Here is a 24,212-nt window from a genome sequence, read left to right on the forward strand (position 1 = left end):
TCCTCAGTGGGTGAACGAGATCCGGTCGTACAGACGGCGCAGGAACGGCGGCGCCCACCAGTTCGCCCGCCCCAGGAGCGTCATGGTCGCGGGCACCAGCAGCATGCGGACGAGGGTCGCATCGATCAGCACGGCGACGGCCAGGGAGAACCCGACCTCCTTGATGACCAGGAGCTCACCGGCGACGAAGCCGGCGAACACCACGATGACGATGAGCGCGGCGGACGTGATGATCCGCCCCGACCGCTGGAGCCCGAGCCGCACGGCGTCGTCGTTGGGGACGCCCTGGTCCACCAGCTCCTTGATCCGGGACAGCAGGAACACCTCGTAGTCCATGGCCAACCCGAACGCGAACGCGACGACGAGCGCCACGACGTAGGTCTCGATACCGCCGGTCGGCGTGAAGTCCAGGAGGCCGGACAGGTGCCCGTCCTGGAACACCCACACGAGCACGCCGAGCGACGCGGCCAGGGACAGCGCGTTGGTGAGGAGGGCCTTGACGGGCACGACGACGGAACCGGTCATGAGGAAGAGCAGGACGAGCGTCGTGATCGCCACGATCCCGATCGCGATCGGTGCCCGGTCGACGACGGCCGCGGTGAAGTCGATCTGCGACGCGGCCTGTCCCGTCACCCACGTGGGGAACGGTGCATCGAGGTCGCGGACCTGCTGCACGACCCCGCGCGCGACGGTGTCACCGGGGTCGTCGGTGTCGGGGCGGACCCCGATGACCACGTAGGAGTCCACCGGGGAGGGCGGGTCGACGGACGCGACCCCGTCGAGGTCCTCGAGGGTGGCGGCCCAGGCGGTGGCGTCGTCGAGGGACGTCTGCGCGACGACCGTGATCGCCGGGGTGGACGCGGCGGGGTAGTCGCGGGCGAGGACGTCGACGAACTCGCGCTGGGTGCTCCCGGCGGGCAGCAGCTCGGTGGTCGAGTTGCGCAGCTCGAGGTGCGCGAGGGGGAGGGCGAGGAAGCCGAGCACGGCGAGCGACCCGAGGAGCACGAACCAGGGGTGCCGCTGGACCCGGGCAGCGAGACGCGAGAACAGTCCCTCCTCGGTCTGCACGTCGGCCGTGCGCGCCAGCACGCCGCGCAGGCCGGGGATCCTGGCCAGGATGCTCGGCCGGATCATCCGGCGGCCGGCCAGGATCAGGAGAGCCGGGACGAGGGTCAGCGCGGTCGCCACCGCCACGACGATCACGGCGACGCCCGCCGCTCCGAACGCTCGCAGGATCGGCGGCCGGAACACGAGCAGCCCGGCGATCGAGATGACGATGATCAGCGCCGAGAACGTGACGGTGCGGCCGGCGGTCGCCATGGTCCGTTCGATCGCGGTCAGCACCGCGCCGTCGCCCCGGCGTCGTCGGCTCCCGCGTCCGCCGTCGCCGTCGACGACGCGGTGCAGCTCCTCCCGGAACCGGGAGACCATCAGCAGACCCCAGTCGATGGACAGGCCGAGGCCGAGCACGGTCACGATGTTGACCACGGACGAGTCGAGGTCGAGCACGTAGGAGAAGCCCAGGAGCGCAGCGAGTCCGCCGGCGATCGACGCGACCGCACCGACCATCGGCATCCCGGCGGCGAGGAAGCCTCCGAAGACGAGGATCATGATGAGCAGCGCGATCGGCAGTGCGATGGTCTCGCCGGTGCGCAGGTCGGTCTCCACCTGGTCCGTGATGGCCTCGACGATCAGCGTCGTGCCACCGACGATCCCCGTCACTCCGGGCGACGCCACCTCGAGGTCCGCCGGTACCTCGCGCAGACGGGTGGCGACGGCGTCGAGCGCGTCCTGCTGGTCGTCCTCGGACAGGTCGGGGGCGAGCTCGACGACGACGAGGAACCCGTCGCCGTCCTGGGCGAGCAGCGGGGCCGCGGCGGGGTTGGCGGCGCCGTCCGGCAGGCCCAGCGCGTCGATGACGGAGACGACACCCTCGATCGCGGCGAGGTCCTCGCGTGCCGGCGCGAGGGACGTGGCCACCTCGGGGTCGGTCGGGTCCACGCCCTGGAGGACCAGCGTGAGCGACGGGCCGCTCTCGTCGGAGTCCTCGAGGATCTGGCGGCCCTCGGCGCTCTCGGACCCGGGGACCGACGGGGCGCCCGTGCTCAGGCGGTCGAACAGGTTCTCCCCGTGCACGCCCAGGACGGCCAGACCGTAGCCGAGCACGGCGAGGACCAGCCACGCGACGACGGTGAGGCGGGGATGGTGGGCGACTGCGCGACCTACTCGGGCGAACACGCCGGTCATCGTCGCAGGTGGAACGGCCGTCGCGCACACGGAGTCACCCGGATTGGCGTGCTGGTGTCTCTCGAGCGTGGGTCCGCCTGCGTACCCTGCCCGCATGGACCTGTTCGATGCGGTGACGTCGACGGCTACCGGCCTGCCCGCCGTCGGAGCCGGTGCACCGCTCGCCGTGCGGATGCGGCCGCGGGACCTGACCGAGGTGGCGGGCCAGGAGCACCTGCTCGTCGGGGGGTCGCCGCTGCGGCGGCTGGTCGAGCCCGCCAACGAGGCTGCCCGTCGGGCGGCGCCCACATCGGTCGTCCTGTGGGGGCCGCCCGGCACCGGGAAGACCACCCTCGCCTACCTCATCGCCGCCACGTCCGGCCGCCGGTTCGTGGAGTTGTCGGCGGTCACCGCGGGGGTCAAGGACGTCCGGGCCGTGATCGAGGACGCCCGCCGCCGGCTGGCGACCGATGGCACGGAGACCGTCCTGTTCATCGACGAGGTCCACCGGTTCACCAAGGCTCAGCAGGACGCCCTGCTGCCCAGCGTGGAGAACCGCTGGGTCACCCTGGTGGCCGCCACCACGGAGAACCCGTCGTTCTCCGTGAACTCCCCGCTGCTGTCCCGCTCGCTGCTGCTCACGCTCCAGCCGCTCGACACCGAGGACGTGCGGCGACTGGTGCGGCGCGCGGTCGAGGACGAGCGCGGCCTGGGCGGCTCCATCACGTTGTCCGACGACGCCGAGGACCACCTGCTCCGGCTGGCCGGCGGGGACGCGCGCAAGGCGCTGACCATCCTCGAGGCTGCCGCGGGCTCCGCCCTGTCGGAGGACGACGCGGTCCCGCCCGTGCTCGTCGACCTGGCGACGATGGAGCGGGCCATCGACGTCGCCGCGGTGCGCTACGACCGTGACGGCGACCAGCACTACGACGTGATCAGCGCGTTCATCAAGTCGATGCGCGGCTCCGACGTCGACGCCTCGCTCCACTACCTGGCACGGATGATCGCCGCGGGGGAGGACCCCCGGTTCATCGCCCGCCGGATCGTCATCTCCGCGGCGGAGGACGTCGGCATGGCGGACCCGAGCGCGCTCCAGACGGCCGTCGCCGCGGCGCAGGCCGTGGCGCTGATCGGGATGCCCGAGGCGCGGATCATCCTGGCGGAGGCCGTGGTGCACCTGGCGACCGCCCCGAAGTCGAACGCCGCCTACACCGGCATCGACCGCGCGCTGGCCGACGTGCGCGCGGGCCGGATCGGGTCGGTGCCGTCGCACCTGCGCGACGCGCACTACCCGGGCGCCAAGCAGCTGGGCCACGGGACGTCCTACCTGTACGCGCACGACCAGCCGCACGCGGTGGCCGCCCAGCAGTACCTGCCGGACGAGCTGGTGGGCACGCGGTACTACGAGCCGAGCGACCGCGGCTACGAGCGCCAGGTGACCGAGAGGCTGGACCGGATCAGGGCGATCCTCGACGGCCAGGGCTGATTCGGGTTTCCCGACCGCCGCAGGGTAGAGTGTCGAGGTCGTCCGCGGGACGGGTGTGCATTCACGCCCCCAGCTCGGACGGCCACCTGGGGCCTTAGCCAGCGTCGGACACCAGACACGACGCACCACACGGTCGGCCCCACGCCCGGCGGAGCTCTCCGTCTTCGGGTGTGACGTCTACAACGACAGGAAGTAACTCTGTGAGCAGCGTGACCCGCTCGCGTCGCCAGGTGCGCCTTTCCCGCGCCCTCGGCCTCGCGCTGACGCCCAAGGCCGTCAAGCACTTCGAGAAGCGGCCGTACCCCCCCGGCGAGCACGGCCGTGCGCGTCGCCGCACCGAGTCGGACTACGCGGTCCGTCTCCGTGAGAAGCAGCGTCTGCGCGCCCAGTACGCGCTGCGCGAGAAGCAGATGGCTCGTGCGTACGAGGACGCCCGCAAGGCCCCGGGCCTGACCGGTGAGGCGCTCGTCGAGAACCTCGAGACGCGTCTCGACGCCCTCGTCCTGCGCTCGGGCTTCGCCCGCACGATCCTCCAGGCCCGCCAGGTGGTCGTGCACCGTCACATGCTGGTCGACGGCAAGATCGTGGACCGTCCCTCCTTCCGCGTGAAGCCGGGCCAGACGCTCCAGGTCAAGCCGAAGAGCCAGGCCACGGTGCCGTTCCAGGTCGCCGCCGCCGGTGCGCACCGCGACGTCCTCCCGACGGTCCCGGGCTACCTCGACGTGCAGCTGGAGAAGCTCAGCTCCGTGCTGGTCCGCCACCCCAAGCGCGCGGAGGTCCCCGTGACGTGCGAGGTCCAGCTGGTCGTCGAGTACTACGCCCGCTGATCCGTTCCTCACGGACGCCCCGCCGCGCAGCTGCGCAGCGGGGCGTTCGTGCGTGCAGGGGCGGGTAGGGTTTCCGCGGGGTCGACGACCCCAGGACCAGGAGGCTGGACATGTCGGTGGGTGACGTCGCGGGTCTGATCGCCGCGATCGCGTTCGTGCTGCTCGTGGGCTTCTTGGCGGTCCCGTTGATCAAGCTGGGCCGCGTGCTGGACGAGACGCGGACCTCGGTCAAGGAGATCACCGACCACACGGTCCCGGTGCTGGACGAGACGGCCACGCTCGTGGCGTCCTCGAACGGGCAGCTGGCGAACATCGACACGGTCACCACGGCAGCCGCGCAGGTGTCGGAGAACGTCTCGGCGCTCACGTCGCTGTTCGCCGCGACCGTCGGCTCGCCGATGATCAAGGTCGCCGCGTTCTCGTACGGCGTGCGCCGGGCGCTGTCCGGTCTCGCGGCGAGCGCGCGCCGGAGCCGATGATGGCGCGCCGCCTCACCTGGCTGGCCGTCGGCGTCGTCGTCACGGTGATCGTGATCCGCAAGGGACGCACGGTCGTCGAGACGTACCTGCCGGCCGGGACCACCGATGCCATCGACGGCGCCCAGCGCGTCACGCACGCGGTCGCCACCCTCAAGAGCGAGTTCCTGGCGGGGATGGCCGAGCGCGAGGCGCAGCTGCGGCACGACCTCGTGGGAGACGTGGACGTCGACGCGCTGCGGGCGGAACGGCCCGAGCGTGTCGAGAAGATGCGGCGTGCATGGTCGTCCCGCCGCGGCGAGGACTGGGCGGGCCCCACCGAGGACCCGGACGACGACGACGGCTACACCTTCTTCTAGGCACCACCCGATCACCACTGCACGACGACGAGGACACCGATGCGTACCGCCGAGATCCGCCAGCGCTGGCTCGACTACTTCGAGGGCAAGGGCCACGTCGTCGTCCCCTCGGCCTCGCTGATCTCGCCCGACCCGTCGACCCTCTTCGTCATCGCGGGCATGGTGCCGTTCATCCCGTACATGCTCGGCGAGCAGACCGCGCCGTGGCCTCGCGCCACCAGCGTGCAGAAGTGCGTGCGCACCCTCGACATCGAGGAGGTCGGCAAGACCACGCGTCACGGCACGTTCTTCCAGATGAACGGCAACTTCTCGTTCGGCGACTACTTCAAGGAAGGCGCGATCACCTACGCCTGGGAGCTGGTCACCGGGTCGCGGGAGACCGGCGGGTTCGGGTTCGACCCCGACACCATCTGGGTGACTGTCTTCCACGACGACGACGAGGCGGCCGACCTCTGGAAGCAGATCGCGGGCCTGCCGGACGAGCGGATCCAGCGCCGCGGCTGGAAGGACAACTTCTGGTCCACGGGCGCGCGCGGACCGTCGGGTCCCTGCTCGGAGATCTACGTCGACCGCGGTCCGGAGTACGGCGCCGAGGGCGGCCCCGTCGTCGACGAGGACCGTTACCTGGAGATCTGGAACCTGGTCTTCATGCAGTACGAGCGGGGTGACGGGGGCGGCAAGGAGAACTTCCCGATCCTCGGCGACCTCAAGCAGAAGAACATCGACACCGGCATGGGCCTCGAGCGCGTGGCGTACCTGCTCCAGGGCGTCGACAACCTGTACGAGATCGACGAGGTGTTCCCCGTCATCCAGGGTGCGCAGGAGCTGTCCGGCAAGCGGTACGGCGCGGTGCACGACGACGACGTCCGGATGCGCGTGGTGGCCGACCACGTGCGCAGCTCGCTGATGCTCATGGGCGACGGCGTCACGCCGTCCAACGAGGGCCGCGGCTACGTGCTGCGCCGCCTCCTGCGCCGCTCCATCCGTGCCATGCGTCTCCTGGGTGTCGAGGGCCTCGCGCTCCCGTCGCTGCTGCCCCTGAGCAAGGACGCGATGAGCCCGTCGTACCCGGAGCTCGCGGCGAACTTCGAGAAGATCAGCCAGGTCGCGTACGCCGAGGAGGACACGTTCCGGCGCACGCTCGCGGCGGGTACGACCATCCTCGACACCGCGGTGCAGGCGGCCAAGTCGTCTCCGGCACCCTTGCTGACGGGTTCGCAGGCGTTCCAGCTGCACGACACCTACGGCTTCCCGATCGACCTCACGCTCGAGATGGCGGCCGAGCAGGGCGTCTCCGTCGACGAGACGGCGTTCCGCACCCTCATGAAGGAGCAGCGGGACCGCGCGCGGGCGGACGCTCTGGCCAAGCGCGCCGGTCGCGCGGACACGGCGGCCTACCAGGAGCTGCACAGCACGCTCAGCAGCGAGACGGCCAAGCCGGTGCAGTTCATCGGCTACACGGACGCGACCGCACGCTCGCGCGTCGTCGGCCTGCTGGTCGACGGCGTGCCCGCCCCGGCCGCGACCGCGCCCGCGGACATCGAGGTCGTGCTCGACGTGACGCCGTTCTACGCCGAGGCGGGCGGGCAGCAGGCGGACACGGGCGTCATCGTGCTCGACGGCGGTGCGCGCATCGAGGTCGACGACGTGCAGGCGCCGGTCAAGGGTCTGTCCGTGCACCACGGTCGTCTGGTCGACGGCACGGTGACGTTCGGCGAGGCGGGCACCGCGACGATCGACATCGACCGCCGTCGGGCGATCGCGCGGGCCCACACGGCCACGCACCTGGTGCACAAGGCGCTGCACGAGTCCATCGGGGAGAGCGCGACGCAGGCGGGCTCGCTCAACGCGCCGAGCCGGCTCCGGTTCGACTTCCGCTCGCCGTCCGCGACCTCGTCGCAGGTCGTCGCGGAGATCGAGGCACGGGTCAACGAGCGGCTCCAGGACGACCTCGAGGTCACCGACTCGGTCATGCGGATCGACGAGGCGCGTGGTCGGGGTGCGATGGCCCTGTTCGGCGAGAAGTACGGCAACGAGGTCCGCGTCGTCGACATCGGCGACGGCTGGTCGCTCGAGCTGTGCGCGGGCACGCACGTCAAGCGCTCCGGCGAGCTCGGCCTGGTCACCCTGCTGTCCGAGTCGGCGATCGGCTCCGGCGTGAGGCGTGTCGACGCGCTCGTCGGTGCGGGGGCCTACGGGTACCAGGCGAAGGAGCGCGCGCTCGTCGGTCAGCTGTCGGGACTGCTCGGGGCTCGCCCGGACGAGCTCACGGAGCGGGTGTCCTCGCTGCTCACCAAGCTCAAGGACTCGGAGAAGGAGCTCGCGGGGCTGCGCCAGGCGACCCTGCTCGCGCAGGCGGGCGCGCTCGCGTCCGGCGCGCAGACGGTGGGGGAGACCCGTGTGGTCGCGCACGACGCGGGCGAGGTCGGCGGCGACGAGCTGCGCACCCTGGTGCTCGACGTCCGGTCGCGGCTCGGCGAGGCGGCGCCCGCAGTGGTGGCGATCGGTGGTGTCAGCAAGGGGCGGCCGGTCGTCGTCGTCGCGACCAACGCAGCAGCGCGCGAGCGTGGTGTGCGCGCCGGCGCCCTCGTGCGGACGGCCTCCGGGATCCTGGGCGGTGGCGGTGGTGGCAAGGACGACCTGGCGCAGGGCGGCGGCACGGATCCCGCGCGGCTCGCCGAGGCGCTGGCCGCGGTGACCGCGGCGGTGAGCGGCTGACGTGCCCGCCGCACCCGACTCCGACCGGGCCGTCGTCCGCGGCGCCCGGCTCGCGGTGGACGTGGGCTCCGTGCGCGTCGGCCTCGCGAGCAGCGACCCCGACGGGCTGATCGCGACGCCGGTGGCCACCCTCGCACGCGCCACCAGCGCGAAAGGTCGGCTTCCGTCCGACGTCGCGCAGGTGGTGCGGGAGGTGCAGGAACGAGGTGTGGGTGTTGTGTATGTCGGACTTCCGATGCACTTATCGGGCGCCGAAGGCTCCGCATCCGACGCCGCGCGCGCGTACGCTGTCCAACTGGCGCAGGCCGTCGCACCCGTCACGGTGCGGTTGGTCGACGAGCGGATGAGCACGGTGTCCGCCCATCACGCGCTGCATGCGTCCGGCCGATCCGGACGCAGCCACCGGCAGGTCGTCGACCAGGCGGCCGCGGTGGTGATCTTGCAGTCCGCGCTGGACGCGGAGCGTGCGTCGGGACGACGTCCCGGTGAGCGGGTGCTCGTCGGCCCAGCACAGCATGCTCCAGTGGCGCGCGGGGGGGCTGCGGGCGACGCACGGACGACTGTGGAGTGACGCGCGAGTGACCAACAGCCAGACCGACCGCTGGGCCCCCGGAGAACGGAGTGACGAGGTGAGCGACCTGTTCGGTGGTGACACCCGTGTCGCCCCCACCGAGCGCCGACCCTCCCGATCCCGCGGCCGCGCGAAGGAGCAGCGGGAACGCAAGCGGCGTCGTCGTCGCTCGATCTGGGTGCTCGTCGTGGCCGCGCTCATGGTCGCCGGTGCCGCCTACGTGGTCATCGAGCTCATGGGCGGCCTGTTCCAGGGCGCGCAGGGCTCCGACGGCGGCGTCGACGACTACAGCGGGATCGGCCACGGCAGCGTCCAGGTGGTCATCAAGCCCGGGGACTCGGGCGCGGACATGGCCGCGACGTTGGCGGAGGCGGGCGTCGTCGCCACGCCGAAGGCGTTCAAGGACGCCTTCGCCGACAACCCCCAGGCAGCGTCCATCCAGCCCGGTACGTACAACATGCTGCTCGAGATGAAGGCGTCCGACGCCGTCATCGCGCTGCTCAACCCGACGAGCCGGGTGTCCTTCAAGCTGGGGATCCCCGAGGGGCTCACCAAGGACCAGATCGCGACGAAGATCAGCGAGAAGATGGCCGTCCCGATCGAGGAGGTCCAGGCCGCCATCGCCGACCCGGCCGCCATCGGGTTGCCGGCCGAGGCCGGCGGCAACGCCGAGGGCTGGCTGTTCCCCGCGACGTACGACATCGAGCCGGACGCCACGCCCGCCAGCGTGCTCGCGCAGATGACCGCGCAGACGGTTGCCGTGCTGACGCAGAAGGGTGTGCCGCAGGACCAGTGGCAGACCGTGCTCAACAAGGCGTCGATGGTCGAGCGCGAGGCCCGGCTGGCGGAGGACCGGCCCAAGGTCGCGCGGGCGATCGAGAACCGGCTGGACAAGGAGATGCCGCTCTCCACCGACTCGGCCGTCGCCTACGGCCTCGGCAAGCCCGGGACCGGCCTGACCACGGCGGACACCCAGGACGCGAGCAACCCGTACAACACGTACAAGTTCCTCGGCCTGCCGCCGACACCGATCGCGTCGCCGGGTACCGCGTCGATCGACGCCGTGCTGTCGCCGGCCGAGGGGCCCTGGCTCTTCTGGGTCACCGTCAACCTCGACACCGGCGAGACGCTGTTCGCCACGACGTACGACGACCACCTGGCGAACGTGGCGCTCCTGCGCGCGTGGCAGGACGAGAACAGCGGGTGAGCACTGCCGCCGCTCGACGGGCGGCGGTGCTCGGGCACCCGGTGGCGCACTCGCTGTCACCGGCTCTGCACCGCGCCGCCTACGCGGCGCTCGGCCTCGACGGCTGGCGCTACGACGCCGTCGACGTCACCGAGTCCGAGCTCGCGACGTTCGTGCGCGGGCTCGACGCGTCCTGGGCGGGGCTGAGCCTCACGATGCCGCTCAAGCAGACGGTCATCCCGCTGCTCGACCACGTCGAGCCCCTGGCGGAGGTCGTCGGCGCCGTCAACACCGTCCTGGTCCAAGGACGCACGCTCATCGGTGCGAACACCGACGTGCACGGGCTCGTCGCCGCGCTCGGTGAGGGCCTCGACGGCCGGGTCCGCACTGCCGCGGTGCTGGGCGCGGGTGCGACCGCCGCGTCCACGGTCGCCGCGCTCGCGCAGCTCGGCTGTGCGTCGCCGGTCGTCTACGTCCGGGCGCTCGCCCGGGCGGGCGGGCTCATGCGGGCGGCCCACCGGATGGGCGTGACGCCCGTCTACCGCACGCTGGACGCCGCGGCGGGGGAGATCGGCCGGGCAGACGCGGTCGTGTCGACCCTCCCGCCGTTCGCCGCCGACGCGATCGCCGCGCAGCTCACCCACGCGGACGGCGTCCTCCTCGACGTGGCGTACGACCCCCGCCCGACCGCGCTGTCGGTCGCCTGGGCGGCGGCCGGGGGAGCGGTGGTGGGTGGGGAGCGCATGCTGCTGCACCAGGCGGCCGAGCAGGTGCGGCTGATGACCGGGCACCCGGCCCCGCTCGCCGCGATGGCGGCGGCGCTCGAGGGCAAACTCGCCCACTGACTTCCTCACGCGCCGGACGGTTCCTGCCGATTGACCGGGGAGACACCCGTGCGGCCACCACCAGGCCGCCGGCTCGACCGGAGGGACGGCGCGTGAAGCAGCTCGGGGAGATCCTGCTCGATGAAGGCCTCGTCTCTGAGGTGCAGCTGCTCGCGGCGCTCGACGAGACCCATGCCCGCGGCTCGTCGCTCGGACGCACGCTGGTCGAGCTCGGCGTGATCACCGAGGGCCAGCTGGTCAAGGCCCTCGCGGCGCAGGTCGGCATGCAGTTCGTCGACCTCGACGAGCACCCGGTGGATCGCGCGGCACTCGCGCTGGTGCCCAGCGCGCTCTGTCGCAAGTACACCGTGCTGCCCGTCGCGCTGGAGGGCGGGTCGATCGTCCTGGCCACCTCCGACCCGGGCAACGTCATGGCCGTCGACGACGTGCGCACGGTCTCGGGCCGTCCGGTGATCTCGGTGATCTCGACGCACGACAACCTGCTGCGGGCGATCGACCGGTTCTGCCGCGCCGACGACGAGATGGACGACCTGTCGCAGGCCTTCGAGGACGAGATCGGCACCGCCGACACCGACCTGTCGAAGATGGGCGACTTCGTCGACGACGACGCGCCGATCGTCCGGTACGTGAACCTGCTGGTCACGCAGGCGATCACCGACCGCGCCTCGGACATCCACATCGAGCCCACCGAGCACGACCTGCGCGTGCGGTACCGCATCGACGGCGTCCTGCACGAGACGCAGCGGTCGCCCAAGCAGATCCAGGGCGGCGTCATCAGCCGCGTCAAGATCATGAGCGACATCGACATCGCCGAGCGTCGCAAGCCGCAGGACGGCCGCATGTCCGTGGTGCACAACGGCCGCAAGATCGACCTCCGCGTGGCCACGCTGCCCACGGTGTGGGGCGAGAAGATCGTCATGCGAATCCTGGACAACTCCACGGCGAGCCTCGACCTGCGCGACCTGTCGTTCCTGGACGAGAACTACGCGACCTATCACGAGGCGTACACCAAGCCGTACGGGATGATCCTGGTGACCGGCCCCACCGGGTCCGGCAAGTCGACCACGCTCTACGCGACGCTCAACGCCGTCTCCAAGCCCGAGATCAACGTCATCACGGTCGAGGACCCGGTCGAGTACCGCCTGGCCGGCATCAACCAGGTCCAGGTGAACCCCAAGGCGGGCCTGACCTTCGCGGGTGCGCTGCGCTCGATCCTGCGGTCGGACCCCGACGTCGTCCTCCTCGGTGAGATCCGCGACCACGAGACCGCGCAGATCGCCATCGAGGCGGCCCTCACCGGTCACCTCGTGCTCTCGACCCTGCACACCAACGACGCCCCGTCGGCGATCACCCGCCTCACCGAGATGGGGATCGAGCCCTTCCTGGTCGGGTCGGCGCTGGATGCGGTCGTCGCTCAGCGGCTCGCGCGCAAGCTCTGCAACAAGTGCAAGGAGCCGTACACACCGACTCCCGTGGAGCTGGCGGCGGCACGCTTCCCCTGGGTCGACGGTGAGCCGCTGCCCGAGCTGATGCGCGCGGTCGGTTGCCCGACGTGCTCGAAGACGGGTTACCGCGGGCGCCTGGCCCTGCACGAGGTGATGCGCGTGACCGAGGAGATCGAGCGGCACGCTGTCGCGCACTCCTCCAGCGCGGACATCGCGGCGACCGCGATCTCGCAGGGCATGATCCCGCTGCGCAACGACGGCTGGCACAAGGTGGCGCTCGGCTACACGTCCATCGAGGAGATCCTGCGCGTCGTCGCCTGACCGGGGGACCGCTTGACGTGCACCGATGCCTCAAGTCGGGCACGCGCCAGGCCGATGAAGCGCAAAGAGCGTGAACGGTGCGTGACCAGACGCACCGACGGATGCCGTACGACCGTGGAGGAACGACGTGAGCGAGACGTACCAGGCATCCGCCGGAGAGCCGTCGCGGCCGCTGCCGCCCTACCGGCCGGTCGGCCCGCAGGCGGGTGCACCCGCGCCTGGCCAGGCGATGTTCTCGCCGATCCCGTCGCAGAGCTCGCTCCCGCCCGCGCCGGAGCCCCCGCAGCACTATCAGGCTCCGCCGGCGAGCCCCGCCTCGTACCCGGGCGGCGTCACGACCCAGGCCGCGCAGGCGTCGTTTCTGCCGGCGGGACCAGGGGCGACCACGAACGGCGTGTTCATGCCCGCTCCCGCTCCGGCGGTCGGTGCACCGGGACACGTCCCCGCACCGCAGCCGCCCCCGCCGCCCGCAGCCGGTCCGCCGAGCCAGCGTGCCGCCGCCCCCGCGGCGGTCCGTGACCGAGCACCCCGCCGAGGGATGGGCCAGGAGGCCGAGGAGGGCGACATCGCGATCGACGCCGTCCTCACCGAGATGGTGAAGCTGGGCGCGTCGGACGTGCACCTGACGACGGGCGCCGCGCCCATGGTCCGGATCTCCGGGTCGCTCAAGCCGCTCGACGGCTTCGGCACCGTGATGCCGGAGCCGCTGCGTCGCACGCTGTACGGGATCCTGACGCAGAAGCAGCGGGAGAAGTTCGAGGCGAACCTCGAGCTCGACCTCTCCTACGCCGTCCGCGGCCTCGCCCGCTTCCGCGTGAACATCTACCAGCAGCGCGAGTCCATCGGCGCCGCGTTCCGCGTGATCCCCTACGAGATCAAGCCCCTCGAGGCGCTGGGAGTTCCGCCGATCGTGGGATCGTTCGCCGGGCTGCCCCGCGGTCTCGTCCTGGTCACGGGTCCCACGGGGTCCGGCAAGTCGACGACCCTCGCGGCCGTGGTCGACCTGGCGAACCGGACCCGCGAGGATCACATCATGACGGTCGAGGACCCGATCGAGTTCCTCCACCGCCACAAGAAGTCGCTGATCAACCAGCGCGAGGTGGGCTCGGACACGCACTCGTTCGCGAACGCGCTCAAGCACGTGCTGCGCCAGGACCCCGACATCATCCTGGTCGGCGAGATGCGTGACCTCGAGACGATCTCGGTCGCGCTGACCGCGGCCGAGACGGGCCACCTCGTCTTCGCGACGCTGCACACGTCCGACGCCGCCCAGACGATCGACCGCATCATCGACGTGTTCCCCGCGCACCAGCAGGCCCAGGTGCGCACCCAGCTGGCGAGCGCCCTCCAGGGCGTCGTCTGCCAGACGCTGGCCAAGCGCGCCGACTCGACCGGCCGTGCGGTCGCCACCGAGGTGCTCATCGCGACCCCGGCCATCCGCAACCTCATCCGCGAGGGCAAGACGCACCAGATCTACTCGGCCATGCAGGCCGGTGCCCAGCAGGGCATGCACACGATGGACCAGCACCTCGCCGACCTGGTCAAGACCGGCCGGATCTCGTACGAGACCGGCCTGGACAAGTGCCACCACATCGAGGACTTCAACCGGCTCACGGGCCGCGCGAACGGCGGCTCCGCGGGCGCCGGCCTCCAGAAGGCCGGCATGGGCGGCAACTTCTACGCGGAGGGGACCGGCTGATGGCCGCCACGTCCAGCAAGACCTACGAGTACGCCGTCCGCGACCGCGGCGGCAAGATCGTCAAGGGCCGCATCGAGGCTCCGAGCCAGGCAGCGGTCGCCAACCGGCTGAAGACCATGGGCCTGGCGCCCATGTCGATCAGCGAGGTGGGCACCGGGGGACTCTCCAAGGAGATCTCCATCCCGGGCTTCTCGGACAAGATCTCGCTCAAGGACCTGGCGATCATGGCCCGCCAGCTGGCCACCATGATCAACGCCGGACTGTCGCTGCTGCGGTCTCTGACCATCCTGGCGGAGCAGACCGAGAGCAAGCCGCTGGCCAAGCGCATCGCGCAGGTCCGCAACGACGTCGAGGTCGGCGTCGCGTTCTCGACCGCCCTGACCAAGCACGCCGACGTCTTCCCGCCGCTGATGATCAACATGGTGAAGGCGGGCGAGGTCGGCGGATTCCTCGACCAGGTGCTCGTCTCGGTCGCGCAGAACTTCGAGGACGAGGTCAAGCTTCGCGGCAAGGTCAAGTCGGCGATGACGTACCCGGTCGTCGTGTTCGTCATCGCGATCCTGGCCGTCGTCGGCATGCTGCTGTTCATCGTCCCGGTGTTCGCCGGCATGTTCACCAGCCTCGGTGGGGAGCTCCCGCTGCCCACCCGGATCCTGGTCATGCTGTCCGATCTGCTCAAGTGGATCGCGATCCCGCTCGTCGTCGTGCTCGTCGGCTTCTCACTCTGGTGGAGCAAGCACAAGAACGACCGTGGCGTCCGGGAGCGTCTCGACCCGATCAAGCTCAAGGTGCCGGTGTTCGGCAACCTCTTCCGCAAGATCGCGGTGGCACGATTCACCCGCAACTTCGGCACGATGATCCATGCCGGCGTCCCGATCCTCCAGGCGCTCGACATCGTCGGCGAGACCAGCGGCAACCTGGTGATCGAGCGCGCCGCCAAGGCCGTCCAGGAGTCCGTGCGGTCGGGGCACTCGCTGAGTGGGCCGCTGTCCCAGCACCCGGTGTTCCCGCCGATGGTGGTGCAGATGATGGCCGTCGGTGAGGACACCGGTGCGCTCGACACGATGCTCGAAAAGATCGCGGAGTTCTACGACCAGGAGGTCGAGGCGACGACGGAACAGCTGACGTCGCTCATCGAGCCTCTGATGATCGTCGTGCTGGGCTCGATCATCGGTGGAATGATCATTGCGTTGTACATGCCCATCTTCAAGGTCTTCGACCTCATCACCTGAGATGAACAGACTCCGGAAAAGCTCTGCGGACGACGGATTCACGCTCGTCGAGCTCCTCGTCGTGATCATCATCATCGGGACGTTGGCAGCGATCGCGATCCCAGCCCTGATCAGTCAGCGCCGCAAGGCCACCGACGCCAGCCTGAAGTCCGACCTGCGCACGGTCGCGACCGCGATCGAGGCGGCTCGAACTGCCGACGGCGATCTGCCCACGACGAAGGCGGAGATCGCCTTCGACGCCCGGACCAGCCCAGGGAACACGTTCGGCGTGACCGTGACCGGCACCCACTTCTGCATCTCGGGGGACCACCCTGCCGGCCAGGGCGCGTCCCACGCGTGGGTCTACGACACGGCGAACGGCGGGTTCCAGGCGGGGGCCACGGCGACCTGCACCGGGAGCGTGACCTTCGTCTTTCCGTAGGCGAAGCCGAGCTGTGAACTGCCGCGCAGCGGCGAGACGAGCGCGTCCGGGGGAGTTCCCCGGGCGCGCTTGGTCCGTTCGGGTGAAACGGACTAGCACCTCATTCCACGACTCAAGTCGGCGGCCCCGATGCCGAAATAGCATCCGTGCGGCGCCCCAGGTTGACGCACATTGACGCAGTATTCACATCGACGTTGAAATGGGGACCGAGCATGATCGCTCGCATTCGCAAGTCCATCGACGAGAAGGACCAGGGCTTCACGCTCATCGAGCTCCTCGTCGTCATCATCATCATCGGCATCCTCGCGGCCATCGCGATCCCGGTGTTCCTCAACCAGCGCAAGAAGGCCGTCGACGCCTCCATCAAGTCCGACCTCCGCACGGTCGCGAACGAGATGGAGACGTACTACACGGACGCGCAGACCTACCCGGCTGCCGTGCCCACCCACACCGCTGCGGTGACGGCCAACGCCATCACGATCAGTGGCAACGCGGTGAGCCTCAGCTCGAACAACCAGATCACGATCACGTACGACGTCGCCTCGCCGAACACGCAGTCGTACTGCGTGCGGGGCACCAACACCAAGGGCTCGAACTCCGTGGGTTGGTTCTACATCAGCAACAAGGGCGGCCTGCAGCCGAGCTCGACCACGACCTGCACCTTCTGATCCTGACCTGAACCCGATGTGGGGCGGGAGCACCTGCTCCCGCCCCACATCGGTGCACCCGCACCACCACACGAGGGAGGGATCCGATGCGGCGTTCCGCTGAGCTGGACCTGCGCGACGAGGGTGGCTTCACGCTCATCGAGGTCGTCGTCGCACTCTTCCTGCTCGGCATCGTCGCCACCGCAGGTCTGACCTTCTTCTTCCGTGGCATGCAGAACACCTCGCACCTCCAGCGCACGCAGACGGCCGTGGCTGTCGCGAACGAGGCGATGGAGAAGGTCCGCGCCGTGACGCCGCGGATCGCGGACACCGTGACCGCCACCAGCGGGTTGCTCATCGGACGGTCGCAGACCGCCGTGCAGGCCGCGTGGGCCGCCGCCGCCGCCGCGGACACCAGCCAGTCGAACGCCGTGTGGGACACCGCCGCAGCGACGCGACCCCAGGTGGCCATCCCCGTCGTCGACACCGTCCGTGTGTCGGACGAGACGTTCACCACCACGACGCTGATCGGCACGTGCTACCGCCTCAAGGCCGCGAGCGCGACCGACCAGACCTGCGTGAAGACGAACCCGGGCATCACGGCCGTCCAGCTCTACCGCGTGACCGTCGTGGTCACTTGGGAGGCGGGCACCAGTGGCCAGTGCGCAGCGGGGACGTGCAGCTACCGGCTCTCGACGCTCGTGGACCCGACGCTCGACGCCAACTGGAACCTCACCGCAAAGCCGGTGACGTACGACGACACCTCGACCATGGTGACCGGCGGGGCCGCCGACGTCATCAACACCCTGGCCAACGACGTCATCGGGTTCGTCCCCGCCGGCGTGAACCCGACCACGATCACGTCTCCGCCCTCGATCGGTACTGCGGCAACCGTGGCGTCCGGCACCGAGATCGGGCGCATCCGGTACACGCCACCGGCCAACGCCTCTGGCATCACCACGCTGCGGTATCGACTCAAGGACGGTGCGGGCCGGACATCGAACGAGGCAACCCTCACAGTGTCGGTCCGGCCGCTGGCGACCGCGTTCGCGCAGACCGTCGAGACGTCCTCGACCACCACCTGGTCCGTACCCGCCTACGGCACGGGGCTCGACGTCGTCATCGTCAGCGGGACCGCGACGGTCAGCGGCAACACCCTGACGTACGCGTCCGGTGCGACCGCCGGGTCCGCTGTGATCAAGTACAAGGTCGTCGACGACAGCGGGCTCGAGAGCGACACCGTGAACCTCACGGTGACGGTCGTCGTGCCGTCGCCCCCCGCCGTGACCGACGTCGCGACGACGATCGTGGCGGCACCCGGCCCGGCGACGACTACGCAGGACCTCAAGATCCTGGACCAGCTCGGCCTGAGCCCGAAGACTGCGTACTCGGTGACCTGGGTGCCCGCCAGCACCGTGATCAAGGCGGCCACCGGCACCACACCGGGCACTGTCGTCCAGTCGGCGCCCAAGACGGAGCTGAACTGGGTCATGAGCTCGGCGTCAGGTTTCAACCAGGTCGGCGTGTACGAGACCAGGTTCACTGTGGCCAAGGGCACGAGCGCCCAGTCCGCGCAGAAGAAGGTCACCGTCTCCGTCCGACCCCTTGCCACGGCGTTCACGGATCCGACGTCCGTGTCGGGTGGCGCATCCAAGGTGGTCGCGATGCCGACGACCAATGCACCGAACGTGGTTCCCACCACAGGCGTGACGTACCTGGTTGCTCCCGGCACCGTGCCCGTCTGCAGCATCGGTACCGCAAACGTCAGCTCGCAGCCTTCCGTGACGGCCGGGACGACCGCGGCCCCGACGTTCAAGGCACCGAAGTGGACGAGCGGCAACGGCACGGGGACCTGCACGTTCCCCTACTGGATGGTGTGGAACGCCAGCGGCTACACGCTGACGTCGGACACGGTCGTGGCGACGATGAAGGTGACGAAGTGAGCCGGCTGCGACTGCTCCTGCGCCGCCGCGCGCAGGGAGACCAGGGCATGAGCCTGGTCGAGCTCCTCGTGTCGATGGGGATCTTCATGACGATCGTGTCGGTCTTCATGGCGGGCGTCGTGATCATGACCAAGAACACGACGCGCGCGCAGGCCGTCGGCGACTCGGGCGACGCCGTCCGGAAGGTGTTCCAGCGCCTGGACAAGGACGTCCGCTACGCCGCGGCGATCAACCGGCCCGGTGCCGGAGCGGCGGGGACCTACTACGTCGAGTACCTGACCACGGCGGTGGACACCGGCCTCAAGCCACTGTGCACGCAGTGGAGGTACACCGCCTCGACGCGCAAGCTCGAGGTGCGCACGTGGCGGACAATCGCGGTCCCGACCCCGACGGCGTGGCGGACCATGGCGACGAACGTGCGCAACGACCTGACGGTGGTCGCACAGCGGCCGTTCGAGTTCACGGCCGCGGGCGCCATGTTCCGCAAGCAGCAGCTGCGGGTCTACCTCGATGTGAGCCCGGGCGCCACGGGTGCCACGGCGCGCAAGGGCGCCCAGCTGGACTCGGTGTTCGTCGCGCGGAACTCCTCGGAGCTGTCGCAGTCCAACGCCGACGCCGCGCCCGCCGACGGTTTGAGCGACACCCCCGTTTGCCCGGGTCCTGGGAGGCCATGATGCGAGCACGCACCACCGACCGCACGACGTTCGCCGCCGCCGTGCGGCGCGCGACTCGTCCCGCCGCCTCCCCGGGCACCGACGAGGGCATCGCCATGCTCACGGTCATCATGCTCATGATGGTCATGGGCGCCCTGAGCGTGCTCCTGCTCGGCGTGGTGATGGCCCAGGTCAAGCCCACGATGTTCGCCGGCAAGAACGCGCGCACCGTGTTCGCTGCCGAGACCGGGGTGGACGCCGCGATGAGTCAGGTGCGCTCGGCGCTCGGCGCGCCCGACGCGGTCAGCGGCCAGATCTACGGCGACCCGACGAAGCTCCCCTGCACGGTGCAGGGCAAGGTCAACGGCAGCACGGCGACGCTGTCGTACGAGGTCACGATGATGTACTTCGGCGAGGACCCGGCCGGCAAGGACGCCACCTGGCGCACGAACAACCAGCTGACCTGCACGCCCGGCCTGGGCGTCCCGGTCGCCCCCAGCTTCGCGCTCCTGACTGCCGAGGGCCTCGACGGGGGAGTGCGAGGGCTCGCGACGACCGCGGGTGACCGCACCCTGGAGACCGTGTACACCTTCCAGGTCACCAACAACAACATCAACGGCGGGTCGATCTACGCGCTTGGCCTCAAGCACTGCCTCCAGGCGACGGGCCAGGCCATCGGGTCGACGGTGGTGTATGTGGACTCCGCCCAGTGCGGCGCGGACGACCCGCGGCAGCTGTGGACCTATGGCACGGACTACGGCATCCACCTGGCGGTCACGGACCTCGGCGCGACCCCGCTGTGCATGACGGGGAACGCCTCGACGGGTGGCAACATCAACGTCACCCTGACCAAGTGCACGGTCGGCAACACCGCGCAGATGTTCAGCTGGCAGGGTGGCGCCAAGTGGGAGGGTCAGAAGACCGACAACTCCAACTACAGCGGTATGTGCATCAGTGCCGGCGCCGTGTACACGGACGCCGAGCTCATCGGCAAGACACTGAAGTACGGCACCTGCCTCGGTAACGACGTGACCTACGGATCTTTCGACCCCGACGCCCGGGTCGGACCTGGCGCGGCGAGCAAGGCGACGAACCAGATCGTCAACTTCCTCGAGTTCGGTCGCTGCATGGACGTCACGGGCGAGAAGGTCATCGAGCTCTTCATGATCAGCTACCCCTGCAAGCAGGACCCCAGCGGCGGCACCAAGCTCAACTGGAACCACAAGTGGTCCTACAACGAGCCGACGAGCCTCCTGGGTTCGCTCGGCAACCAGCAGATCACGGTGCTGAACAAGAACGGGGACTCGAGCAAGGGCGTGTACAACGCGACGTACTGCCTCAAGACACCGAGCGAGACGGCAAGCCCGGCGTACGTCACCTTCGTGACACCCTGCTCTGGCGGCCTGTCAGAGAAGTGGACGCGGAACGCCGAGATGGCGACCTACGGGGACAGCTGGACGTTCACCGACCGATACGGTCGCTGCATCTCCCTCGGCGACAAGTTCAACGGCAGCTGGTCGAAGCTCGTCGTCGCGGCCTGCAACGGCGGCATCGAGCAGAAGTGGAACGCGCCCGAGGTCAACCAGGACGCGAAGCTGTCCGACTACAAGGAGCTGAACAACTGACCCCCGTCGACGACGCGACGCTCACACTCGTCGTCGCGCTGCTCTCAGGTGTGCTCGGGCTGCTGGTCGGTTCGTTCCTCAACGTCGTGATCTGGCGCGTCCCGCGTGGCGAGTCCATCGTGTCCCCGCCGAGCGCGTGCCCCAAGTGCGGTGCCCGGATCCGCGCGCGGGAGAACATCCCGGTTGTCTCGTGGCTCCTGCTGCGCGGGCGGTGTCGCAGCTGCCGCGCGTCGATCTCCGCGCGGTATCCACTGGTCGAGCTCGGGACGGGGCTGCTCTTCGCCGCCGTGGGCTGGTGGGCGGGCCTGTCCGCGGAGCTGCCCGCGTTCCTCTACCTCGCCGGGATCTCGGTGGCGCTGACGTTCATCGACCTCGACACCCACAGGCTGCCCGACGCGATCGTGCTGCCCGCGTACCCGGTCGGGCTCGTCCTGCTCTCGCTCGCGAGCTGGGCGAACGACGACTGGTGGGCGCTCGCGCGCGGTGGGATCGGAGCGGCTGCGCTGTTCGCCCTGTACTTCGTCCTCATGGTCGTGCGACCAGGAGGCATGGGGTTCGGGGACGTGAAGCTCGCGGGCGTCCTCGGGCTGTACCTCGCCTGGGTGGGCTGGGCGGCGCTCGTCGTCGGCGCGTTCGCGGCCTTCCTCGTGGGTGGCGTGCTGTCCATCGTCCTGCTGCTCAGCGGCCGGGCCACGCGCAAGTCGGGCATCCCGTTCGGTCCGTTCATGCTCCTCGGGGCGTGGATCGGGATCGCGGCGGGGGAGCCGCTCGCGGCCGCGTACCTGTCGTTGCTCAACTGAGCGCTCCCCACGGGCTCGCCAGCACCAGCACGGCGAATCGCTCAAGTCGGCAGCCCGAGCGCCCGATACGAACAACGGCACATCGGTGCTAACCGGAAGGGGTAGAGGTGGCCAAGACGCGGGTGATCGGGCTCGACATAGGCACGACCGCCGTACGAGCGGCACAGCTGGAGTTCGGAGCCGGAGGCAAGGGGCAGCCCAGCCTCGTCCGCTACGGCGAGGTCGCCCTGCCGCTCGGCGCCGTCCGGGACGGTGAGGTCACCGACCAGGGCGTCGTCACGCAGGCGATCAAGCAGCTGTGGGCGACCCACAAGTTCGACGGCAAGGACGTCGTGATCGGCGTCGGCAACCAGCGTGTCGTCGTCCGCGACCTCGCGCTGCCGTACATGCCCCTCGCACAGCTGCGGGGATCCCTGCCGTTCCAGGTGCAGGAGCTCCTGCCCATGGCGACCGACGAGGCTCTCCTCGACTTCTACCCGACCGGGGAGACCACGACGGAGCAGGGGCGGATGGTGCGCGGCCTGCTGGTCGCTGCCGTGCGGGACACCGTGACCGCCAACGTCATGGCGGTCGAGTCCGCCGGTCCGCGCCCGACCATGGTCGACCTCAACGCGTTCGCGCTGCTGCGCGCCATGACTCGCGGCGACCTCGGGCAGCGGACCGTCGCCCTGGTCGACATCGGCGCGCGCGTCACCGACGTCACCATCGTCGCCCACGGCGTACCGCAGTTCGTGCGGACCCTGCCCAGCGGGGGCCAGGACGCCACCGACACGATCGCCCGGCAGATGAACGTCTCGGGCACCGAGGCCGAGACGCTCAAGCGCAAGATCGGCGTCGGCTTCGCCGTGAGCACTGACCTCCAGGAGGCAAGCGACGCGCTCGCCACCGTCACGCAGACGCTGATCGAGGCGGTGCGGAACACGTTCGTGTACTACTCGAGCAACAACCCCGGTGCCGGCATCGACGTCGTGGTGCTCACCGGCGGCGGCTCGCACCTGCCCGGTCTCGGGCAGTACCTGTCGAGCGCGAGCCGGCTGCCCGTCACCCTCGGTGACCCCCTCGCCTCGCTGAACGTGGCGAAGACCGCCGGCGGCCGCGAGGCGTTCGCCGGGCACGAGTCGCTCATGGCGCTGCCCGTGGGCCTGGCCTTCGGAGTTGCAGCATGAGCCTGACTCTGACCAAGCCCGTCGTCCGGGCAGCCGGCGCTGCGCTCGGCGGACCCGCGTTGCCGCAGGTCAACCTCCTGCCGCCCGAGGTCAAGGCCGCCCGTGGCCTGGTCAACACCAAGCGTTGGCTCGCCGTGACGATCGGCGTCGTCCTGGTGCTCATCGCCCTGGTCTACGTCTTCGCCATCCTCGCGCGGTCGACGGCAGAGAACGAGCTGGCCACCGAGCAGGACCAGACCACCCGGCTCCAGGCGGAGGTGTCCAAGTACGCCGAGGTTCCCCAGGTGCTGTCGAACCTCGACCGGACCGAGGCCGCGCTCACGCTCGGCACCTCGACCGAGATCATGTGGAAGGGATACCTGGACGCGATCGCCGCCGTCCTGCCCCCGAACGTCAGCATCGACACGTTCAACGTCTCCCAGGCGACGCCGTGGACCGCTGCCCAGCCCGTCCAGGACTTCCTGGCCGCGCCCTCGGTCGGGATCATCACCTTCACGGCCCGCACGAGCACCCTGCCGGACAACGCGGCGTGGCTCGATGCGCTGGCGACGATCCCGAACCTGTCCAACCCCACCTTCAGCGCTGCTGCGGTGACTGCCCAGGACGGCGAGCCGTACTACACCGTCTCGGCGTCCGTGCAGGTCCAGTCCGGGGCGTTCGCGCTGCGCTTCCCTCAGACGACGCCGGAGGGCTGATCACATGACCGGATCGAAGAGTGGACCCTGGATCGCCGGGACCGTCATCGTCTCCCTGCTCCTCGTCGTGGCCTCGTGGTTCCTGGCGATCTCGCCGGTGATGGCGAGCACCACCGCGGCCAACGAGTCCGCGGTGGCGCAGCGCGACCAGAACGCGCTGCTCCAGAACAAGATCAAGGTGCTCAAGCAGCAGTCCCTGAAGCTCGACGAGTACCGGGCAACCCTGGCGGGCCTCCAGCTGCGCATCCCGACGACGAGCGCCCTCGCCGAGTACCAGCGCCAGCTGGCGGCGATCGCAGCGCTGCACTCGGTGACGATCGCGTCGCTGACCGTCGCCACGCCGACCCAGGTCGTCGCGGCGGCTGCGGCAGCTCCTGCCACCGAGGAGGTCGTGGACCCGGCGGCTGCTACCGACGGCGCCGCGCCCGCTGACGGCGCTGTCCCGGCGGCCCCGGTCTCGACGACGCTCCAGGGCTTCTACGAGCTCGGTGTCGGGATCGACGTGGTCGGCACGTACGCGAACGTCCAGGCCTTCCTCAGCGACGTCCAGACCAACCCGGGACGGATCCTCTTCGTCTCGGCGCTGAGCGGGTTGTCGACCACGGAGAACCCCGAGGGCGGCGGCATCCCCGCGACGGCCGTGGGCGACCTGCGGCTCACCGTCACCGGTTCACTGTTCGTCCTCACGGACGGCCTGCCGGTGCTTCCCGTGCCGGTCGACCCGGCCGCGGCTCCGCCCGTGCTGCCGGTCCCGCCGGCGGACAAGAACCCGCTCCTCCCGATCGGGTAGCGGTCGAACGCTCACCGACGACGCCGCAGGCCGCACCTGGCCTGCGGCGTCGTCGTCTGTGCGGGACGCGCGACGCTCGCC

General features: G+C 70.2%; 21 protein-coding genes. 20 read left to right on the forward strand and 1 reads right to left on the reverse strand.

The genetic code is table 11. From position 1 onward, the window contains the following. Positions 1–3: 3 nt before the first annotated feature. Complete coding sequence (locus HP550_RS10325) at positions 4–2,247, reverse strand: MMPL family transporter (RefSeq protein WP_175347599.1); 2,244 nt, start codon at positions 2,245–2,247, stop codon at positions 4–6. Between the two features lie 94 nt (positions 2,248–2,341). On the opposite strand from HP550_RS10325, the gene HP550_RS10330 reads away from it, so the two are divergent. The 20 genes from HP550_RS10330 (at position 2,342) to HP550_RS10425 (ending at position 24,131) form a co-directional block, all read left to right on the forward strand. Continuing rightward, the gene (locus HP550_RS10330; protein ID WP_175347600.1) at positions 2,342–3,712 is read left to right on the forward strand and encodes a replication-associated recombination protein A; all 1,371 of its coding nucleotides are present in this window, start codon (positions 2,342–2,344) and stop codon (positions 3,710–3,712) included. A 200-nt stretch (positions 3,713–3,912) separates the two neighbouring features. Next, positions 3,913–4,539, forward strand: a complete 627-nt coding sequence (rpsD, locus tag HP550_RS10335) for a 30S ribosomal protein S4 (RefSeq protein WP_175347601.1) — start codon at positions 3,913–3,915, stop codon at positions 4,537–4,539. A 110-nt stretch (positions 4,540–4,649) separates the two neighbouring features. After that, positions 4,650–5,018: a DUF948 domain-containing protein gene (locus tag HP550_RS10340; RefSeq protein ID WP_175347602.1), complete on the forward strand. Its 369-nt coding sequence runs from the start codon at positions 4,650–4,652 to the stop codon at positions 5,016–5,018. Beyond that, positions 5,018–5,374 carry a hypothetical protein gene (locus HP550_RS10345; protein WP_175347603.1) on the forward strand — a complete coding sequence of 119 codons (357 nt, stop codon included), beginning with the start codon at positions 5,018–5,020 and terminating at the stop codon, positions 5,372–5,374. The genes HP550_RS10340 and HP550_RS10345 overlap by 1 nt, the downstream gene beginning before the upstream one ends. 39 nt (positions 5,375–5,413) lie before the next feature. Continuing rightward, the gene (gene alaS, locus HP550_RS10350) at positions 5,414–8,092 is read left to right on the forward strand and encodes an alanine--tRNA ligase (protein WP_175347604.1); all 2,679 of its coding nucleotides are present in this window, start codon (positions 5,414–5,416) and stop codon (positions 8,090–8,092) included. Position 8,093: 1 nt separating this feature from the next. Continuing rightward, on the forward strand, positions 8,094–8,663 hold the full coding sequence (gene ruvX, locus HP550_RS10355; protein ID WP_175347605.1) for a Holliday junction resolvase RuvX: 570 nt from the start codon (positions 8,094–8,096) through the stop codon (positions 8,661–8,663). Positions 8,664–8,721: 58 nt separating this feature from the next. Then, positions 8,722–9,870, forward strand: a complete 1,149-nt coding sequence (mltG, locus tag HP550_RS10360; protein ID WP_343048103.1) for an endolytic transglycosylase MltG — start codon at positions 8,722–8,724, stop codon at positions 9,868–9,870. Next, positions 9,867–10,694 (forward strand): shikimate dehydrogenase, encoded by an 828-nt coding sequence (locus HP550_RS10365; protein ID WP_175347607.1) that lies wholly within the window; start codon positions 9,867–9,869, stop codon positions 10,692–10,694. The genes mltG and HP550_RS10365 overlap by 4 nt, the downstream gene beginning before the upstream one ends. Before the next feature lie 92 nt (positions 10,695–10,786). Then, positions 10,787–12,460 (forward strand): ATPase, T2SS/T4P/T4SS family, encoded by a 1,674-nt coding sequence (locus tag HP550_RS10370; protein WP_175347608.1) that lies wholly within the window; start codon positions 10,787–10,789, stop codon positions 12,458–12,460. A gap of 127 nt (positions 12,461–12,587) precedes the next feature. Then, positions 12,588–14,159, forward strand: coding sequence for a type IV pilus twitching motility protein PilT (locus HP550_RS10375; protein WP_343048104.1), 1,572 nt, complete (start codon positions 12,588–12,590; stop codon positions 14,157–14,159). Then, complete coding sequence (locus HP550_RS10380) at positions 14,159–15,391, forward strand: type II secretion system F family protein (protein ID WP_175347609.1); 1,233 nt, start codon at positions 14,159–14,161, stop codon at positions 15,389–15,391. The genes HP550_RS10375 and HP550_RS10380 overlap by 1 nt, the downstream gene beginning before the upstream one ends. A gap of 1 nt (position 15,392) precedes the next feature. Next, complete coding sequence (locus tag HP550_RS10385; RefSeq protein ID WP_175347610.1) at positions 15,393–15,812, forward strand: type II secretion system protein; 420 nt, start codon at positions 15,393–15,395, stop codon at positions 15,810–15,812. Between the two features lie 212 nt (positions 15,813–16,024). After that, positions 16,025–16,480 (forward strand): prepilin-type N-terminal cleavage/methylation domain-containing protein, encoded by a 456-nt coding sequence (locus HP550_RS22710; RefSeq protein ID WP_175347611.1) that lies wholly within the window; start codon positions 16,025–16,027, stop codon positions 16,478–16,480. An 86-nt stretch (positions 16,481–16,566) separates the two neighbouring features. Then, a complete protein-coding gene (locus HP550_RS10395; RefSeq protein WP_175347612.1) occupies positions 16,567–18,402 on the forward strand; it encodes a type IV pilus modification PilV family protein in 1,836 nt (611 codons plus the stop codon). Further along, complete coding sequence (locus tag HP550_RS10400) at positions 18,399–19,076, forward strand: PulJ/GspJ family protein (protein WP_175347613.1); 678 nt, start codon at positions 18,399–18,401, stop codon at positions 19,074–19,076. Before HP550_RS10395 ends, HP550_RS10400 begins: the two co-directional genes overlap by 4 nt. Next, on the forward strand, positions 19,076–20,680 hold the full coding sequence (locus HP550_RS10405; RefSeq protein WP_175347614.1) for a hypothetical protein: 1,605 nt from the start codon (positions 19,076–19,078) through the stop codon (positions 20,678–20,680). Before HP550_RS10400 ends, HP550_RS10405 begins: the two co-directional genes overlap by 1 nt. A 50-nt stretch (positions 20,681–20,730) precedes the next feature. Continuing rightward, complete coding sequence (locus HP550_RS10410; protein WP_343048105.1) at positions 20,731–21,480, forward strand: prepilin peptidase; 750 nt, start codon at positions 20,731–20,733, stop codon at positions 21,478–21,480. Between the two features lie 107 nt (positions 21,481–21,587). After that, positions 21,588–22,646 carry a type IV pilus assembly protein PilM gene (pilM, locus tag HP550_RS10415; RefSeq protein ID WP_175347615.1) on the forward strand — a complete coding sequence of 353 codons (1,059 nt, stop codon included), beginning with the start codon at positions 21,588–21,590 and terminating at the stop codon, positions 22,644–22,646. Next, entirely contained in the window at positions 22,643–23,341 is a 699-nt protein-coding gene (locus HP550_RS10420; protein WP_175347616.1) for a PilN domain-containing protein, read from the forward strand. The genes pilM and HP550_RS10420 overlap by 4 nt, the downstream gene beginning before the upstream one ends. A 4-nt stretch (positions 23,342–23,345) precedes the next feature. Next, positions 23,346–24,131: a hypothetical protein gene (locus HP550_RS10425; RefSeq protein WP_175347617.1), complete on the forward strand. Its 786-nt coding sequence runs from the start codon at positions 23,346–23,348 to the stop codon at positions 24,129–24,131. Positions 24,132–24,212 lie beyond the last annotated feature (81 nt).

It is taken from the genome of Cellulomonas humilata (assembly GCF_013359775.1).
GTDB classification, from domain to species: domain Bacteria; phylum Actinomycetota; class Actinomycetes; order Actinomycetales; family Cellulomonadaceae; genus Cellulomonas; species Cellulomonas humilata.

What these genes read in the sequence shown, in the direction of transcription:
- HP550_RS10325 (WP_175347599.1), bottom strand. Translation starts at nt 2,247, where the DNA reads ATGACCGGCGTGTTCGCCCGAGTAGGTCGCGCAGTCGCCCACCATCCC.
- HP550_RS10330 (WP_175347600.1), top strand. Translation starts at nt 2,342, where the DNA reads ATGGACCTGTTCGATGCGGTGACGTCGACGGCTACCGGCCTGCCCGCC.
- HP550_RS10340 (WP_175347602.1), top strand. Translation starts at nt 4,650, where the DNA reads ATGTCGGTGGGTGACGTCGCGGGTCTGATCGCCGCGATCGCGTTCGTG.
- HP550_RS10345 (WP_175347603.1), top strand. Translation starts at nt 5,018, where the DNA reads ATGGCGCGCCGCCTCACCTGGCTGGCCGTCGGCGTCGTCGTCACGGTG.
- alaS (WP_175347604.1), top strand. Translation starts at nt 5,414, where the DNA reads ATGCGTACCGCCGAGATCCGCCAGCGCTGGCTCGACTACTTCGAGGGC.
- HP550_RS10380 (WP_175347609.1), top strand. Translation starts at nt 14,159, where the DNA reads ATGGCCGCCACGTCCAGCAAGACCTACGAGTACGCCGTCCGCGACCGC.
- HP550_RS10385 (WP_175347610.1), top strand. Translation starts at nt 15,393, where the DNA reads ATGAACAGACTCCGGAAAAGCTCTGCGGACGACGGATTCACGCTCGTC.
- HP550_RS22710 (WP_175347611.1), top strand. Translation starts at nt 16,025, where the DNA reads ATGATCGCTCGCATTCGCAAGTCCATCGACGAGAAGGACCAGGGCTTC.
- HP550_RS10395 (WP_175347612.1), top strand. Translation starts at nt 16,567, where the DNA reads ATGCGGCGTTCCGCTGAGCTGGACCTGCGCGACGAGGGTGGCTTCACG.
- HP550_RS10405 (WP_175347614.1), top strand. Translation starts at nt 19,076, where the DNA reads ATGCGAGCACGCACCACCGACCGCACGACGTTCGCCGCCGCCGTGCGG.
- HP550_RS10420 (WP_175347616.1), top strand. Translation starts at nt 22,643, where the DNA reads ATGAGCCTGACTCTGACCAAGCCCGTCGTCCGGGCAGCCGGCGCTGCG.
- HP550_RS10425 (WP_175347617.1), top strand. Translation starts at nt 23,346, where the DNA reads ATGACCGGATCGAAGAGTGGACCCTGGATCGCCGGGACCGTCATCGTC.